Origin of the sequence: Variovorax sp. V35 (assembly GCF_041154465.1) — a bacterium.
Lineage (GTDB): Bacteria > Pseudomonadota > Gammaproteobacteria > Burkholderiales > Burkholderiaceae_C > Variovorax > Variovorax boronicumulans.
Genome location: NZ_AP028666.1, coordinates 7,236,937 through 7,253,806 on the forward strand (window position 1 = coordinate 7,236,937; position 16,870 = coordinate 7,253,806).

Annotated in this window: 10 protein-coding genes; 1 reads left to right on the forward strand and 9 read right to left on the reverse strand. The window is 68.4% G+C overall.

The genetic code is table 11. The features are described 5' to 3' along the window. Positions 1–15: 15 nt before the first annotated feature. The 9 genes from ACAM42_RS33535 to ACAM42_RS33575 form a co-directional block, all read right to left on the reverse strand. Positions 16–6,024, reverse strand: a complete 6,009-nt coding sequence (locus ACAM42_RS33535) for an alpha-2-macroglobulin (RefSeq protein ID WP_369630721.1) — start codon at positions 6,022–6,024, stop codon at positions 16–18. Positions 6,025–6,144: 120 nt separating this feature from the next. After that, complete coding sequence (locus tag ACAM42_RS33540; protein WP_176661165.1) at positions 6,145–6,621, reverse strand: DUF2269 domain-containing protein; 477 nt, start codon at positions 6,619–6,621, stop codon at positions 6,145–6,147. Next, entirely contained in the window at positions 6,618–7,004 is a 387-nt protein-coding gene (locus ACAM42_RS33545) for a DoxX-like family protein (RefSeq protein WP_369630722.1), read from the reverse strand. The genes ACAM42_RS33540 and ACAM42_RS33545 overlap by 4 nt, the downstream gene beginning before the upstream one ends. Beyond that, positions 7,001–8,119 carry a saccharopine dehydrogenase family protein gene (locus ACAM42_RS33550; RefSeq protein ID WP_369630723.1) on the reverse strand — a complete coding sequence of 373 codons (1,119 nt, stop codon included), beginning with the start codon at positions 8,117–8,119 and terminating at the stop codon, positions 7,001–7,003. Before ACAM42_RS33550 ends, ACAM42_RS33545 begins: the two co-directional genes overlap by 4 nt. Continuing rightward, the gene (locus tag ACAM42_RS33555; protein ID WP_369630724.1) at positions 8,116–9,726 is read right to left on the reverse strand and encodes an FAD-dependent oxidoreductase; all 1,611 of its coding nucleotides are present in this window, start codon (positions 9,724–9,726) and stop codon (positions 8,116–8,118) included. The genes ACAM42_RS33550 and ACAM42_RS33555 overlap by 4 nt, the downstream gene beginning before the upstream one ends. Positions 9,727–9,843: 117 nt before the next feature. Then, the gene (locus ACAM42_RS33560; RefSeq protein ID WP_307582708.1) at positions 9,844–11,385 is read right to left on the reverse strand and encodes a polyamine aminopropyltransferase; all 1,542 of its coding nucleotides are present in this window, start codon (positions 11,383–11,385) and stop codon (positions 9,844–9,846) included. A gap of 11 nt (positions 11,386–11,396) precedes the next feature. After that, positions 11,397–11,615 (reverse strand): DUF350 domain-containing protein, encoded by a 219-nt coding sequence (locus ACAM42_RS33565; protein ID WP_062473571.1) that lies wholly within the window; start codon positions 11,613–11,615, stop codon positions 11,397–11,399. Positions 11,616–11,675: 60 nt separating this feature from the next. Then, complete coding sequence (locus tag ACAM42_RS33570; protein WP_369630725.1) at positions 11,676–13,157, reverse strand: DUF4178 domain-containing protein; 1,482 nt, start codon at positions 13,155–13,157, stop codon at positions 11,676–11,678. A gap of 106 nt (positions 13,158–13,263) precedes the next feature. Further along, positions 13,264–14,313, reverse strand: a complete 1,050-nt coding sequence (locus ACAM42_RS33575; RefSeq protein ID WP_062473577.1) for an SPFH domain-containing protein — start codon at positions 14,311–14,313, stop codon at positions 13,264–13,266. Positions 14,314–14,489: 176 nt separating this feature from the next. Between ACAM42_RS33575 and ACAM42_RS33580 the strand changes: the two genes are divergently transcribed. Continuing rightward, on the forward strand, positions 14,490–16,838 hold the full coding sequence (locus ACAM42_RS33580) for an NADP-dependent malic enzyme (protein ID WP_062473579.1): 2,349 nt from the start codon (positions 14,490–14,492) through the stop codon (positions 16,836–16,838). Positions 16,839–16,870: the final 32 nt, after the last annotated feature.

Here is a 16,870-nt window from a genome sequence, read left to right on the forward strand (position 1 = left end):
CCTCGCTGCCTGGCGTCAGTTCGCGACGACCTGGAAGCGCGCACCCGCCGAGCGCGAATACACGCGCCGGTCGTACATCGCCTCGCCGTACGCCGCAGGCACCACGAAGTCGCCGACGTTGGTGGCACGCGCCTTGTAGGTCACTTCGAGCAGGTTCTTGTCGACGGCGCCGTAGAACACCACGCGATCCTCGCGGATGTCGGCGTACTGCACCTTCCACGAACCGCCGCCACCCAGGCGCTTCTTCCAGATCGGCGCATCGGCATTGGCTTCCTGGTCGTCGCCCACGGCCTGCAGCACCGGCTCCAGGCCGCCGGGCAGCAGGTCGACCAGCGCCACGTCGTTGAGCTGCGCGCGCTCCAGACTGCGCACGCGCACCCGCACGGTGACCTCTTCGCCAAGCTTCGCCTTGGTGATCGGGTTGCCCTTGGCATCGAGCACTTCATGGAAGATCTCCAGGCCCTGGTTCACCGGCGTGGTGGGCACGTTGCGCTCGAAGCCCTGTTCGGCCCAGCTGTAGTACAGGTTGAAGTCGCTGTCGTTCGACAGCTTGAGCCTGGCCGTGCCGGCGGGCACCGCGGCACGCGTGATCGGGTTCACCGAACCCAGCGCGAGCGCCGCGGCCTGCCCTTGCGCGTTGACGCTCTGCGCCGTGAGCTTGCCCTCGGCGTTCTGCGCCACCGCTTCGAAGTACGCATCGACCGCAAGCAGCATCGAGGCCGACGACAGGCTGTTGTACCAACCGTCGCGCACCATCGCGCCCATGCCCTCCCACACTTCGGGCTTCAGCGTCTTCAGGCGCGAAGGGAAGTGGCGGCCCACCAGGTGCAGCGTCATGCTGTCGTGCACCAGCGGGTCGTAGTAGGCGCCCCACACGTTGCGGCGCTGCTTCTTCTCGGTGCGCGCGAGCAGGTCGGACCACACCGGGTTGAGCAGCTCGTTGGCCACTTGCTCCTGCTTCACGAGCTGGTAGCTCGCGGCGAGGTACACGGCACCGAGGTCGTCGCTCCAGCCTTGCGTCTGCTTGTTGCGCCAGGCTTCGCGCAGGTTGGCCAAGGCGGCCGGCGCGATGATGCCCTGGCGCGTGAGCAGGTAGGCCGCCTGCGTGCGCTGGCGCCAGCCGTCGAGCGAGGTGTCGCTGCTGCCGAGCCAGCCCTGCAGGTACGTGTTCGCCTTCTGCAGCAGGTCTTGCGGCACGGGCAGCTTGTGGTCCTTGGCTTCGATGAGCAGGTGCACCGCGTAGAGCGTGGCGAACGGGTCGGTGCCCGCGCCGGGCCACAGCGAGAAGCCGCCATCGGCCGTCTGCCGTGCGCGCAGTTGCACGAGGTAGCGCTCGAAGGTCTTGCGCGCCTCGGGCATCGGGCCCTGCTCGGGCGTGCGGCCGCGCGCCATTTCCTTCACCAGCTCGGGTCGGCCCGACAGCAGCACGGCCGGGAAGGTCTGGCTCGTGATCTGCTCGGTGCAGCCGTGCGGGTACACCTCCAGGTACTGCATGAGGCCGGTCGCGAAGGCCCACGGCGCGGCGGACACCGCGACATCGCTCTTGCGGAAGTTCGGGTACAGGTCGGCCTTGCTGCTCAGCTCGCCCGCGCGCTGGAAGCTGCCCGCCTGCACCAGCGTGACGAACGGCGATGCGGGCCGCACGCTCACTTCGGTCGACAGGCGCGCGCTGAAGGTCTTGTGCGTCGAGGTGAACACCAGCGCCGATGACCCCAGCACCGCCTGCTCGCCCGGCTTGGCGCGCACGTTGAACCTGGTGCTCGCTTCGCCGCGCTCGTTGACCTTGAGCGTCTGCGTCGCATCGCCCACCACTTCGAGCCCGCCCGCAGCGGTGAGCGTGAGCGCAATGGGCACGTCCTTGCCCGAACCCACGATGTTGTTCGCAAGGCCCACGCCCACTTCAACGGTGTCGCCGGGCGCCATCGCGAGCGGTGCGTTCGGCAATATCACCATGTCGCCGCGCACCACGGTGCGGGTGCTCTTGGCGGCGGTGGTCTCGTCGTTCACCGCGACGGCCATCACGCGCAGGCTGCCGTTGAAGCTCTCGGGCACGGTGTAGCTGAACTCGCGGCTGCCGTTCACATCGACCAGCCCTGACCAGTAGGCCACCGGCTTGTCGCGCTTGCGCTTGAACGGGTTCAGGTGCTTGCCGAGCTCGCCTTCGCCGTCGCCGCCGGGCGCGGCACCCTGCATGAGCTTCTTGAACTCCGGCAGGATCAGGTCGAGTGTCTGCAGGGTGCCCACTTCGAGCGCCCGCTTCTGGAAGAAGTGCTTGAGCGGATCGGGCGTCTTGTAGCGCGCCACCTGCAGGATGCCTTCGTCCACCGCGAACAGCACGGCACGCGTGGGCTTGTCGCTGGTGAGCTTCATCTTCACCGTCTGCCCGGGCTTCACCAGTTCGCTGCTGGTGAGCTGAAGGTTCGCGGTGCGCTTCGCAAGGCTCGTGGCGAAGGGAATGACGCCGTACGACAGCGGGCTCATGTAGACCTCGTCCGAGGCCGGGTCGCGCACGAAGTGCACGTTGATGTAGCCGGTGCCCTCGAAGTCCTTGGGCAGCACGATCTTCTGCACCGAGGCGGTCTTGTCGGTCTTGAACCATGCGTGGGCATAGACCTTGTCGCGCTCGATGGTGATCAGGCCGGCGCCGACGTACGGCGCGCGGATGCTGATCTCGATCTCCTGGCCCGGCTCGTAGTCCTTGCGGTCCAGCGTGAGCTGCAGCTCGGCGTTGCGGTCGAGCGAGCGCGAAACGTTCGCGTTGCCCGCCACGCTGTACTCGACGCGGTTGAGTTCCATGCCGCCGGCATCGCGCACCACGTAGGCGAAGTTGCCGGGCGCCGCGGTGTTGAGCGCCACGGTGTTGCCGCCCGCGGCAATGGCGAAGGGCTTCTCGTCGATCACGATCTCCTTCTTGCGCGACTCGTAGCGGTAGAGGCCGTTGTCCTGCTTCACGAGCACCGACAGCACCTTGCGCTCCACGCGCTCGATCTTCAGGGCGTCCACGGCCGTCTTCTTGGCCTGCGGGTCGATCGCGATCACGGTCGCATTGCGCGCGGCGCCCTTGCTCACGTAGCTGGTATCGCCGTCGACCTTCACGCCCACGAGGTAGGGCATGTCGCTCACCAGCGTCTGCGCCTCGGCCGAGACGCTGCGCCCGCCCTCGGGCTCGAAGGCCTTGGCGAGCACGTGCACCTGGTAGGTGGCGGCGTCGAAGCGCGAGAGGCGCAGGTCGAACTCGGCCTTGCCTTCGGCACTGGTCTGCACGCTGCCCAGGTCGTCGACCTGTTTCTCGGTGGCGCGCTGCGGATCGAAGAAGGCGTAGTCGGCGAACGCGCGGAACACCGGGAAGGCCGGGCTCAGCGTGAGCGTGCCTTCGACCTTGCGGTCGGGCGCGGGCGTGCCGAAGAGGTTCTGCACGTCGATGAGCGCCTTCAGGTCCTTGGGCCTGACCCAGCCCTCGGCGACCTCGCTGCTGAGCTTGGCGACGACCTTGGTGCGGTCGGGCAGGAACTCCTGCACCTTCACCGTGGTGCTGCCGATCAGCAGGCCCTGCACCTCGGGGTTGCCGGGCGAGGATTCGCGCGGCAGGTAGAGGTTGACGGTGTAGTTGCCGGTGGGCGAGGTGTCCTGCGTGGCGTGGGCGATTTCCGCCGCGCCGCCGGGGCCGAGCTTGAGCTTCTCGCGGCGCACGCTGAGGCCGCGCGCATCGATGATCTCGGCCTCGAGCGGCAGGTCGCGCAGCGACGTGGCCCAGTTGCCGGCCTTGACCATCATCGCGATGTGCATCGTGTCGCCCGGGCGGTAGATGCCGCGGTCGCTGAACACGTAGGCGGTCATCTGGTTCGGCACGCCGGCCGCGCGCAGGCCGCCGACGTCGAAGCGCGAGATGTCGAGCGTGCGGTCGCTGCGGTTGAAGGGCAGGAAGCTCAGGTCGCCGTCCTTGCGCACCACCAGCACCACGGGCGCTTTCTCGCGCTGGTAGCCCGCGAGGTTGGGCAGCTTGGCGGCGCCCGTGGCGTCGGTGGACTGCGACGCGACGATCATGCCGTTGCGGCCCCACACCTCGACCAATGCGCCGGCCACGGGCTGCCCGTTGGCGATGCTCTGCACGAACACGTCGCGCGTGCCGTCGAGCGACTTCTTGGCGACGATGCCCAGGTCGGTGACGAGCACCAGGCGCTGGTCCTTCTGGTCTTCGGGGTTGCCGCTTTCGGGGTCGCCTTCGCCTTCCGAGGGCTGTTCTTCCTGTTGTTCCTCTTCGGGCTGGGCCTGCGCCGCATCGCCTTCGGCCTTCTTCTTGGCCTTGGGGTCGAAGCCCTGCACCTTGAGCAGGAACACGCCGCGGCGGTCGGCCACGTCGCTTCGCAGGTACTGCGCGAAATCGACGGTCTCGTAGTGCGCCTTGCCGGCGGGAATGCTGAGCGGAATTTCCTTCTGGAAGCGGTCGACGAGGTTGTCCGACTGCAGGCCGCTGTTGAACTGCGGATGCGCGAAGTCGCCGTTGGTCTGCGTGACCAGGTGCTGCAGCTGCTGCGGCAGCAGGCGTCCGATTTCCAGGCGGATGCCCGGCAGGTCGCGCACCAGGATCGGCAGCTTGCGTTCACCCGAGAGCGCGAGCAGCGAGCCCTGGCTCATGATGGTGAGCTCGGGCGCGAAGGTCTTGAGCAGGCGCACGTCTTGCCGCGCCGCGCCGAGCTGGTAGCCGCCCGGCGTCTTCAGGCCCTTGGCCACGCGCACCAGCAGGTAGCGGCCACCCTCGGCCTGCGGGAGGCGGAAGCTGACCATCTCGGTCACTTCGCGTTCGCTGGCGATGGGCTGCAGGTTGATCTTCTTCGCACGGCGCAGCACGGCGTCGGTGACCTTCGAGGGGTCGGCGGACCAGTCGAACTTTTCTTCCGGGTCCCCCTTGGCTTCTTCCGTGGCGGGCAGCAGCCAGGCCTGCACCACGCGCGCCATTTCGCGCTCGTGCACCGGCATCGAGGCGGTGACGTGCATCACATGCTCGGGCTCGCCGTTCTCGCCCGTGACGATGGTGGGGTCGATGCTCGAGATGTCGAGGCTGAAGAGGCCGGGGATGTCGACCGCGCGCGAGAGGTCGCTGCGCTGGCCGGGGCCGCCCTTCTGCGCGACCGCGCCGGAGGTGAGGCTGAGCACCACGGGGCGCGTCTTCTCGGGAATGGGCAGCGGCTCGGACTGAAGGGTGGCGGTGAGGCGCAGCTTGTCGTAGCTGACAGTGAACTTCTCGCTCGCGCACTTGCCCACGCTGAAGATCGAGGTGCCGCAGGCCTGGTCATAGCTCAGCACCAGGCGCTTTTCGAACTCTGCCGTGTTCAGGGGGTGCGAGAAGCGCACCTGGAAGAGCGCCCGCCGCACGTTGGCCTGCACCGGGTCTTGGTAGAACTCCGCGCCCGCGATGCGCGCGCTGAATTCGGGCGAGGTGAACTCGTACTTGCGCTGCTCGATCTCGATGTGCGGCGCAAGCGCGTCCTTCGAGAGCTGCACCTTGTAGGGCTGGCCGACCGGCCAATCCTGCGCGGGAAGGAATTCGAGCTTCTTCTGGCTGCTCCACGACCAGCGCCCCGCAATGGCGGGCTCGATGGTGACGCCGGTCGCCTCCTGGCCGATGCGCGCGATCGGCGCGACCGAGGCGGAGAAGTTGATGACGACCGGGTTGGGCCCCTTGTCGTTTTCGATCTGCGTGCGCGGCGGCGGCACGATCTGCGCGGTGGAAACGACGGGCTCGACGCGGTCGGGCGTGAGGCCGTGCCACCACTTCAGCACCTGCGGGCTGGCGAACCAGCCGGCCAGCACCAGCAGTGCCAGCAGCACCACCCAGGCCAGCCGTTGCTGCAGCCACTGCAGCCCGAAGAGAAGAAAGGCGCCCACGATGCGCAGCCACCCCGGGGGTCGCCAGGAACCGATGAGTCCGCGTGCCAGCGGACGCAGGAACCCGAGCACGCGGCCCAGTCCGGTGAAGAGCACGTCGCTGAGCGACGCGAGTTTTCGATTGGCAACTTGAAGCATGGACGCTCCCCCGATGTTTTTGTTGGCGCCTGACAGTCTCTGCCCGGTCTGTGAAGCCATGGCGCTGTGTGTGAAGTCTGCGTGAAAACCGCACAGGCCCGCGCACCGGCCCGGTTCAAATCAAAACGGAATGGCGGGCTTGTTCACCATCAGCCAGAACACGATGGCCATGGCCACGAAGGCCGGGTAGCCGAGCCACTCCCAATAGCGTTGATAGCGCGCATACAGCGGCGGCAGCGGCATCGCGTCCCGGTGCGCCTGTCCGGCCATCGCCGCCATGCGGATCTGCAGCCACACCACCGGCAGCCAGCAGAAGCCCGCGAACATGAAGAGCCCCAGCGACACCGCCAGCCACGGCGTCGAGAGCGGCCAGCCCGCCATGTGGGCCAGCGCGAAGCCGGTGACCGGCTGCAGGATGACCGTGGGCGTGGTGAACCACCAGTCCGCACGCACCACCAGCCGGCTCACCACCGCCTGCGCCGGCACGCTGCCGCTGCGGTTGGCAAAGAACATGTAGAAGGCCGAGCCCAGCCCCGTGCCGACCATCAGCACGCTGGAGACGATGTGCAGCCACTTGAGGACGAGGTAGGTGTTCATGGCGTGGCGCGCCGCCGGTACAGGTGCCAGAGCAGCGCGGCGATGGGCAGGTTCTTGAGCAGCGGGCCGAGCGGATGCAGCCACAGGTCCGGCTGCAGCACGGTCGCCACGAGCGTCATGGCGAGCATCAACGCGAAGGCGGCCAGGTAGACGGTGCGGCCGGGTCGCAGCCACAGCGCCAGGCCGATCGCGAGATCGGCCGCCGCGCCGCCGACGATCAGCGCCTGCACCAGCCACGGCGGCGAGGCGATGCCCGCGTCGGCCAGCACGCGGCGGCTCTGGCCGTCGAGCTCGACGATGCTGGCGACGGCGGTGAAGAGCCAGACGGCGACGAGGCTCAGGCGCAGCAGGCGGTCGTCGCCGTCGGCAGCAGAGCGCGTCATGGCGCGGGCGCCCCTTCGTCGATCACATCCGTCACCATGCCCCAGCGCGCGAACTCGGGGTCGAACTCGGGCAACGCGAGCAGGCCGGCACAGGCGTGCGCGCCCACCGGCAGCGCCTCGCCGCGCGCGAGCCGCCGCGCCAGCAGGATGGCGGCCATGCAGGGAATCTCGGGGCCGTGGTTGTCGTCGGCCGCGATGTGCCAAGCGCGGCGCGCGATGGCGCCGTGCGCATCGGTGCCTTCGACCCGCACCACCATGCCACCCAGCGCGGTGCCGAACGCATCAAACACGCCGCCCGTCGCGTGCAGCAGCGGCGCCAGCTTCTGCGGTGCGCGCAGCAGGCCCGCGCGGCGCAGGAAGGCCAGGAAGGCGAAGGCCCGCTGGGTCAGGCCGACTTCGAGTGCGGCGCGGAACATGACCGACTGCACGCCGGCGTAGCGCGCCGGAAAGAGTTCGAGATCGGGGATGTCGCACAAGGCGCCGCGACGCGGCTTCATGCGGGCGAACTGCACCTTCGCGGGATGGGCCCAGCCGGGCTGCTCGGTCCAGCGGCCGCCCTGCCAGACGCGGATCGGCGCGCCGCAGTAGGCCAGTACGCCCGCCAGCGTGGCCTCGCCGCGCGGTGCGCCCTGTGCTGGCGCGATGCAGATGTCGATGCTGCGCAGGCTTTGCCAGCCGGCGGCGAGGTGATCGACCACCGCCGACGACAGCGCCGGCACGGTGCTGGCGCCGGTCACGGCGGTGCGGCCCGCACTGCGGAAGGCCGCGTCCATCGCGGCGGGAAAGTCGCAGACGAAGCGCCGGCCGTCGGCCAGGTCGATGTAGTGCGCGCCGGCGGCCGCCACGGCCTGCGGCACGCGGTAGTCCTGGCCCTGGAACGGGCCCGCGGTGTGGATGACGAGGTCGACGCCCAGGAAGCCCAGGCCCTGCGCGAGATCGGGCGACTGTGCATCGACGCGCACACCGCGTGCACTGCCGCCCAGCGATTGCGCGAAGGCCGTGGCCCGTTCGAGGTCGCGCCCGCCGACCCACAACTCGATGCCCGGGTCCTGCGCCAGTGCGCGGCTGATGCGCGCGCCGAAGTTGCCGTAGCCGCCGAGCACCAGCGTCTTCATGCGACGCTGGCTCCGGCGATGTGGCCGCGCGTGAAGGCTTCCTCGAAGATCGAATAGCCCGACCAGTCCGCGTGCGCGAACGACAGCCGGCCGGCGGCCACGCGGTCGCCATGCGCGCCGATCTGCGCGAGCAGGCCCGGCCGCGGGATCGACATGGCGTGCCCGTAGCGCGTGATCTCGACGCGCGTGGCGAGCGCGGGCAGGTCGGGGTGCGGCACCGACAGCTCGGCCAGCAGCTCGTCACGCCATGCGGTCCACGGGCGCTCGAGCAGCAGCTGGCGGCCGTCGCCGGTGTCGTAGCCGCTCGGGCCCAGCGGGCGGTACCAGCTGAGCACGGTGCCGCGCGGCGTGGGGTCGAGCGTCTGGTGGCGCGCATCGACGTAGCCAAGGCCACGCGTGCCGTAGATCACGTTGTCCCAGCTCGGCGCAGCGCCGACGCGGTCGACCAGCGGGCCGCGCAGGTGCACGTTGGCGACCAGCCACGGGGCGTAGCGCACGTGCACGGCGGCGCTCGTCAGCAGCGCCGGCGGGTTCTCGACCACGCGCGCGGCGATAAAGACGGGCAGCGCGACGATGCAGCGCTCGGCCTGCCAGCGCACCATCGATTTCGACGCGGCATCCCACGCATCGACCTCGACGCCCGCGCGCCCTGCGGCGATGCGCGTGACGACCTGGCCGGTGTGCAGGCGCGCGCCCAGCGGTGCGGCCAGCTGCTTGGTGAGCCAGCCGTTGCCTTCGGGCCAGGTGAGCACGCCGTCGCGATCGGGGTTGCTGTCGTTGACGCTCCCGCTCGCGTCACCGGGCGCATGGAAGCCGTGCCGGCTTGCGAAGTAGTGGATGCCGGCCCAGGCCGACACCTGTGCGATGCCGGCGCCGTAATCGTCGCGGCAGCAGTAGTCGAGGTACCAGCGCAGGTGGGCATCGTCGAAGCCTTCGCGGTCGAGCCAGCCCGCGAAGGGCAGGGCGTCGAGCGCGAGCAGCTCGGGCGTGACGGCGAAGCGCAGCGTGGGAATGGCGAAGTGGGCGGCGTGCTGCAGGGCGTCGATGCGCTGCGCGAAGCGGCGGTACTGCGCGTGCGTGCCGTCGCCCACGTCGTGCACGGGCAGCAGCCCGTCCTGCCATTCGCCGCGAAAGAACAGGCGTTCCTGCGGGCTGTGGCAGAGGTGGCGCTCGTCATACGTCCAGCGGCCGGCCACGCGACGGCGCAGGCCGAGTTCCTCGAGCAGGTCCTGCACCTCGTGCGCGTCGTCGCCGGGCGTGGGCAGGTAGTGCGCGCCGAGCGGGCAGGCGATGCCGCCGACCGAGCCGCCGCGCGCGTTGCCGCCGGCGGTGTCTTCGAGTTCGAGCAGCGCGAAGTCGTCGATGCCCGCGAGGCGCAGCGCGCGCGCCGCCGCCAGGCCGGCGACGCCACCACCCGCGATGACGACGCGGGTGCGTTTGACGGTGGCCGGGGCCTGCGACTTGAGCGTGGCGTCGCGCATGGCGTGGCCGCGCGCGACATCGATGCCGGTGAAGCCGCCTTCGATGGGCGGCGGCGGCGCCTCGCAGCCGGCCAGCGCCAGGGCGCCTGCACCGGCAGCGACGCCAAGAAAGCCACGACGCCTCATGGCACACGGTTCCTTCGTGGAACACCGCGGAACCGGCTTTGCCGGGCCGCAGGTGTCGCCCCCGGCAGGGGGTTGGCGAAGCGACACGAAGTGCGCGCAGCCTGGGGGCGAGCCATATCAGTGCGCCATGACCTTGCCCCACTCCTGCTCGTAGGTGGTGACCAAGGTCTGGTTCGACAGGCGGTTCACTTCGGTTGGCACGCGCGCCATGTCGAGCGGAAAGTCGAACATCAAAGGCAGCGTTGCCGGCGTGAGAAAGCGCATGCCGCCCGGCAGCGCGTCGGGCAGCCGGTAGGGCCGGTGGCTGGCGATGATGTAGCCCCATTCGCCGAAGCTGGGCACGTGCGCGTGGTACGGCGTGGCCTTCAGGCCGACCGACTCGATGGTGCTTGCCACGGTCCAGTAGCTCTTGCGTGCGACCAGCGGCGAGGTGGTCTGGATCACGGCGTAGCCGCTGGCCGACAGGCGCCGGTCGAGCAGCGCGTAGAAGCTGTTGGTGTAGAGCTTGCCGATGGCGAAGTTGGTGGGATCGGGAAAGTCGACCACGATGACGTCGAAGGTGTCGCCCTCCTGCTGCAGCCACTGGAACGCGTCGGTGTTGACGACCTTCACCTTCGGCGACGAGAGCGCGTGCCCGTTGAGCGCGGCCAGCGTCTCGTGCGTGGTGAAGAGCTGCGTCATGTTCGGATCGAGCTCCACCAGCGTGACCGACTCGACCGAGGGGTACTTGAGGATCTCGCGCACCGCCATGCCATCGCCGCCGCCGAGCACGGCGACTTTCTTGGGCGCGCCGTGCGCGGCCATCGCGGGGTGCACCAGCGCCTCGTGGTAGCGGTACTCGTCGCGCTCGGCGAACTGCAGGTTGCCGTTGAGGAACAGCCGGTGGCCCAGCGCGCCGCGCGTGACCACGATGCGCTGGTAGGGCGAGCTGGCGCTGAAGACGATGCGGTCCTGATAGAACTTGTCTTCCGCCAGCGTGGTGATGTGGTCGGCGCCCCAGAAGGCGCCGATGAGCGCGGCCAGCGTGAGAAAGCAGGCCACCGCGTGCGCGCCGGCGCGGCGCAGCTCATGGCGGAACAGCCACAGCGCCCACACGGCCACCGCGGCGTTCATCACGCCGAACAGCAGGCCGGTGCGGATCATGCCCAGCTGCGGCACGAGGATCAGCGGGAACGCGACCGACACGGCGAGCGCGCCCAGGTAGTCGAAGGTCAGCACCTGCGACACGAGGTCCTTGAGCACGATGTTGCGCTTGAGGATGCGCATCACCAGCGGAATCTCGAGCCCCACCAGCGTGCCTACCACCACCACGAGGCCGTACAGCAGCAGCCGGAACGCGCCCGGCACGTAGGCGTTGGCCAGGAACAGGATCGCCGGCAGCGCGCCGCCGATCAGCGCCACGAGCAGTTCGATGCGAAGGAAGTGCGCCGGCAGCTGCCGGTCGAAGTAGCGCGAGAGCCACGAGCCGACGCCCATGGCGAACAGGTAGGTGCCGATGATGGTGCTGAACTGCAGCACCGAGTCGCCGAGCAGGTAGGAGCTCAGCGCGGCCGCGCTCAGTTCGTAGACGAGGCCGCAGGCCGCGACGACGAACACGCTGGCGAGCAGCGCGATCTCCACGGGTTGCGGCCCCCGCGCATCCGGGGTGCGCGCGGGCAGGGCCGCGTCGCTCAATGGATTGCTGCGGCCACGATGACGCTGATGCCGAGGCACATGGCGGCCACGACGAGCGCCAGCGCCCTGTTCTGCTTCTCGACGATCTCGCCCCACAGGTCATAGGGGGTGATCTTGTCGATGATCAAGAAGCAGATCCAGAAGACCACCACGCCGATCAGCGCATACACGAGCGATCCGAGGACCACGCCCGGTTTCAGCCATTCAATTCCCATGGGGACCTCCAGTCGTAGCAATAAAGAGAGAAACAAGAGAGCGCCTGCGCGCGATCTTCGTCATTTGTGGCCGCCGCCGCTCGAATAGCCGCCGTACGAACCGCCCGAGCTGCGGTACCCGCTCGAGGAGCCGCCGCTGCAGTTGCTCATCATGATCAGCACGAAGAGGATGACCACGATGACGAGGATGATCGTGCCGCAGCCCATGCCCGACGCGGCGCTCACGGGCAGCGCGTCGCCGCGCGAGAACAGGTCTTTCTTGGCGTCGAGCTTGAAGGCCGTGGCCACCGCGCCGCTGTCGATCTTGCTGCCCGACGACCACGTCAGCTCGTTGGCCGAGCGCTCCATCGAGAGCAGCGCGCCGCCGCTGGCGAAGTCGCGGTTGAAGGTCTTCTGCCCGCGCTCGACCTGCCAGTAGAACTCGCCGGCCACGTAGGTGGTCTCGGCGTTGTAGGCGTACTGCTGCTGGTAGCGCTTGTTGAGGTAGGTGGCGGTGGTGCCGTTCTCGGCCATCACGGGCGCGCCGGTGGTCGGCTTGACCATGCTCCAGCCGTCTTCGGCATCGACCAGGAAGCTGAAGCCGCGCTTCTTGTTGTACAGCAGGTACTCGTCCCAGCCGAACTGCTCGTCGTCGCCGGGCTCCTGGCCCATGCGGTGCTGGAAGCCCACCACCTGCCACTGCGCGCCCTGCAACTGGCCCATGCTGCCCAGCGCGATGAGCGGGCGCACCGGCTCGTTCTGCTCGGCGTGCTTGAGCTCGCCGCCGATGCCTTGCGACAGGTCGATGATGCTGTTGCACGAGCCGCAGGTGATGCTCTTGCTGTCGGCCAGGTTGACCGTGACGGGCGAGCCGCAATTCGGGCAGTTGAAGCTGCGGCCCTTTTCGTCCTTCGCGGATTCGTCGCGCAGGCCGGTGAGCTGCAGGTCGTCAAGCTGCACCGAGCGGCCGAGGTAGGCCGTGGGCGGGGCGGTGCCGTAGTCGATGCTGAGCACCAGCCCCTTGTCGTTGCGCAGTTCGACCATCGCGAACGCTTGGCCGAGCTCGGGCAGGTGCGGCAACTCGCCCTGCGCGGAGGTCAGCGCCACCTGTTCGTTGGAGGCGACGGTGTAGCTCTGCCCCGCGAAGGCGGTGGTGGCGCCCACGCGCAGGTCGGCCGGCGGCGGCGCGGCGCGCTGCAGGTCGAAGGGCAGCGCGAAGACGTAGGCGCCGTTGTCCTCGCTGAGGACGCCGGTGCGGTCGCCGTCGAGCGCGGCGATCCACTCGGTCCAGCGCCCGCCAGGGTAGGTGTATTGCAGCCGGCCGATCAGCGTGAAGGGCTTGTCCTGGATGCGGCCGGCGGCGAACAGCTGCAGCGGGCTGAAGTCGTCGAACAGCTCGGCCATCTTGCCGGTGCGCGCGAGCGTGTCGCCCTGGCGCACGACGGTGCTCTGGCAGTACGGGCAGACCGCGTGCGTCGATTGCGCCGAGCGGAATTCGACCGGCGCGCCGCAGCCGGGGCAGGGCGCGCGGTAGTAGCGTTGGGAGCCGGTTTCCTCAGCCATGGCGCACCGGGTGCGATGGCGCGGCCGGCCACGAATGATTCAAGCCAAAAAGGCCTCTGACACCCGCTGGGCGGGCGTCAGTCGCTATCGAAAACATTGCGACGAATCAGACGAGCTTTTTCAGCAGTTCGGCCTTCTTGGCGTCGAACTCTTCCTGCGTGAGGATGCCCTTGGTCTTGAGTTCGCCGAGCTTCTCGAGCGTGGTCATCACGTCGGCGGCGCTCACCACGGCCACGGCCGGCTGCTGCGTCGTGGCCGCGGCCTGGGCCGCCGCATTGGGGCTCAGGCCCTGCGCGAGGTTCTGCGCCAGCACCTGGCCGAGCGCCACGCCGGCGCCCAGGCCCATCGCGTCGCCCGCGATGCCGCTGCCACCGGCTGCGCCTTCGGCGAACTTGGGGATGGCCTGCGCCGTCTGGTACTGCATGAACTTGCCCATGTCGTTGCCGACCATGCCCATGCCGATCTTCTGGTCGAGGATCTTCTGCAGCTCTTCGGGCAGCGAGACGTTCTGGACCGTGATGTTCTCGAGCTTGATGCCGATCTTCTCGAACTCGGGCACCAGCTGGGTGGCCAGCGCGGTCGCGAACTGGATCTGGTTGGCCGCCAGGTCGAGGAAGGGCAGGCCGCTGGAGGCGATGGCGTTGCTGATGTTCTGCAGCACCAGCCCGCGCAGCTGGCCGTCGAGGTCGGCCACGGAGTAGATGTCGCGCGTGCCAGAGATTTCGGTGTGGAACAGCTTCGGGTCGCCGATGCGGAAGCTGTAGTTGCCGAAGGCGCGCAGGCGCACGGCGCCGAAGTCCTTGTCGCGGATCGTGATCGGCTGGGGCGTGCCCCACTTCTGGTCGACCTGCTGGCGGGTGCTGAAGAAATAGACGTCGCTCTTGAAGGGAGATTCGAAGAGCTTGTCCCAGTTCTTCAGGTACGTGAGCACGGGCAGCGTCTGCGTCGTGAGCTTGTACATGCCGGGGCCGAACACGTCGGCCACCTGGCCTTCGTTGACGAACACCGCCATCTGGGACTCGCGCACGGTGAGCGAGGCACCGTTCTGGATTTCCATCTCGGCCATCGGGAAACGCCAGGCCAGCGTGCCATCGCCGGACTCGGTCCACTGGATGATGTCGATGAACTGTTTCTTGATGAAATCCATCAGGGCCATGGTCGTTCCTCTCGAGATGTTGTCGGTTTGTGTCCCAGCCGTACATATTGCCACAGGGCCTTGACGGTGCCCCGTGCTTTTGGTCATGCCTGCCACCGGCCATGCGGCGTAGGGCGGTATGGACCGAGGTCTACAATCGGCGCCCCCAGAAGAAGCGCCACCAGGAGCAACGGCACATGTCCGATTCGACCGCATCGTCCCCTTCGACCCCCACCCCGGAAGACAAGCGCGCCCTGTTGCGCCGTGCCGCCCTCGAGTACCACGAGTTTCCCGTCCCCGGCAAGATCGCCATCGCGGCGACCAAGCAGATGGTCAACCAGCGCGACCTGTCGCTGGCCTACTCGCCCGGCGTGGCCGCGCCCTGCGAGGAAATCGTCAAGGACCCGGCCAACGCCTTCAAGTACACCTCGCGCGGCAACCTCGTGGGTGTCATTTCCAACGGCACCGCCGTGCTGGGCCTGGGCGACATCGGCCCGCTGGCCTCCAAGCCGGTGATGGAAGGCAAGGGCGTTCTCTTCAAGAAATTCGCCGGCGTCGACGTGTTCGACATCGAGATCGACGAGAAGGACCCGGTCAAGCTGGTCGAGATCATCGCCTCGCTGGAGCCCACCTTCGGCGCCATCAACCTGGAAGACATCAAGGCCCCGGACTGCTTCTACGTCGAGCGCGAGCTGCGCAAGCGCATGAAGATCCCGGTGTTCCACGACGACCAGCACGGCACGGCCATCACCGTGGCGGCCGCCATGCTGAACGGCCTGAAGGTGGCCGGCAAGAACATCGCCGAAGTGAAGCTGGTCACCTCGGGCGCGGGCGCCGCGGCGCTGGCCTGCCTGAACCTGCTGCTCAAGGTGGGCCTGAAGCGCGAGAACGTGTTCGTCACCGACCTGGCCGGCGTGGTCTACGAAGGCCGCGAAGAGCTGATGGACGACGACAAGCGCCAGTACATGCAAAAGACCGACATGCGCAAGCTGTCGGAAGTGATCGCCGGCGCCGACGTGTTCCTCGGCCTGTCGGCCGGCGGCGTGCTCAAGCCCGAAATGGTCGCCAAGATGGCGCCCAAGCCCGTGATCTTCGCGCTGGCCAACCCGAACCCCGAGATCGCGCCCGAAGACGCCCATGCGGTGCGCAACGACGTGATCATGGCCACGGGCCGCACCGACTACCCGAACCAGGTCAACAACGTCCTGTGCTTCCCGTACATCTTCCGCGGCGCGCTCGACTCGGGTGCCACCACCATCACCGACGAGATGGAGATTGCCGCGGTGCACGCCATCGCCGAGCTGGCCCAGGCCGAGCAGAGCGAGCGCGTGGCCGCCGCCTACGCCGGTGAAAAGCTGAGCTTCGGCCCCGAATACCTGATTCCCAAGCCCTTCGACCCGCGCCTGATGATGAAGATCGCCCCGGCCGTGGCCAAGGCGGCCGAGGAAAGCGGCGTGGCGCTGCGCCCCATCAAGGACCTGGACGCCTACCGCGACAAGCTGCAGAGCTTCGTCTACGCCTCGGGCACCACCATGAAGCCGATCTTCGACGCCGCCAAGCGCGCGCCGAAGAAGCGCGTGGCCTACTGCGAAGGCGAGGAAGAGCGCGTGCTGCGCGCCGCGCAGATCGTGGTGGACGAAGGCCTGGCGCGCCCGACGCTGATCGGCCGTCCGGCCATCATCGCCCAGCGCATCGAGAAGTTCGGCCTGCGCCTGAAGGAAGAGCTCGACTACGACGTCGTCAACGTCGAGCAGGACCACCGCTACCGCGACTTCTGGCAGACCTACCACCGCATGACCGAGCGCAAGGGCCAGACGGTGCAGACCGCCAAGATCGAGATGCGCCGCCGCCTCACGCTGATCGGCGCCATGCTGCTGCACAAGGGCGAGGTCGACGGCATGATCTGCGGCACCTGGGGCACCACGCTGATCCACCTGCACTACATCGACCAGGTGATCGGCAAGCGCCCCGGCGGCTGCGCCAGCACCCCCCAGGACGTGCCGGTGTACGCCTGCATGAACGGCCTGCTGCTGCCCGACCGCCAGGTGTTCCTGGTCGACACGCACGTCAACTACGACCCGACGCCCGAGGAACTGGCCGAGATCACGACCATGGCGGCCGAGGAAATGATGCGTTTCGGCCTCAAGCCGAAGGCCGCGCTGCTGTCGCACTCCAACTTCGGCACCAGCAACGAACCCAGCGCCGTCAAGATGCGCAAGACGCTCGACCTGCTGCGCGTGCAGGCGCCCTGGCTCGAAGTGGACGGCGAAATGCACGGCGACGTGGCCCTGGACAGCAAGCAGCGCGCGGTCGTCATGCCGCACAGCGCGCTCGCGGGCGACGCCAACCTGCTGGTGTTCCCCAACATCGACGCCGCCAACATTTCTTACAACCTGCTCAAGACCGCGGCCGGCGGCAACATCGCCATCGGCCCGGTTCTGCTCGGCGCGGCCAAACCTGTGCACATTCTCACGGCGAGCGCGACTGTTCGCCGCATCGTGAACATGACAGCCTTGACAGTGGCCGACGCAAACGCCGAGAGATAGGCCATTTGGCGAGAGTGGACGCCAACTTAAGG

Coding starts and splice junctions, on each gene's coding strand:
- ACAM42_RS33535 (WP_369630721.1), bottom strand. CDS start 6,024: ATGCTTCAAGTTGCCAATCGAAAACTCGCGTCGCTCAGCGACGTGCTC.
- ACAM42_RS33540 (WP_176661165.1), bottom strand. CDS start 6,621: ATGAACACCTACCTCGTCCTCAAGTGGCTGCACATCGTCTCCAGCGTG.
- ACAM42_RS33545 (WP_369630722.1), bottom strand. CDS start 7,004: ATGACGCGCTCTGCTGCCGACGGCGACGACCGCCTGCTGCGCCTGAGC.
- ACAM42_RS33550 (WP_369630723.1), bottom strand. CDS start 8,119: ATGAAGACGCTGGTGCTCGGCGGCTACGGCAACTTCGGCGCGCGCATC.
- ACAM42_RS33555 (WP_369630724.1), bottom strand. CDS start 9,726: ATGAGGCGTCGTGGCTTTCTTGGCGTCGCTGCCGGTGCAGGCGCCCTG.
- ACAM42_RS33565 (WP_062473571.1), bottom strand. CDS start 11,615: ATGGGAATTGAATGGCTGAAACCGGGCGTGGTCCTCGGATCGCTCGTG.
- ACAM42_RS33570 (WP_369630725.1), bottom strand. CDS start 13,157: ATGGCTGAGGAAACCGGCTCCCAACGCTACTACCGCGCGCCCTGCCCC.
- ACAM42_RS33575 (WP_062473577.1), bottom strand. CDS start 14,313: ATGGCCCTGATGGATTTCATCAAGAAACAGTTCATCGACATCATCCAG.
- ACAM42_RS33580 (WP_062473579.1), top strand. CDS start 14,490: ATGTCCGATTCGACCGCATCGTCCCCTTCGACCCCCACCCCGGAAGAC.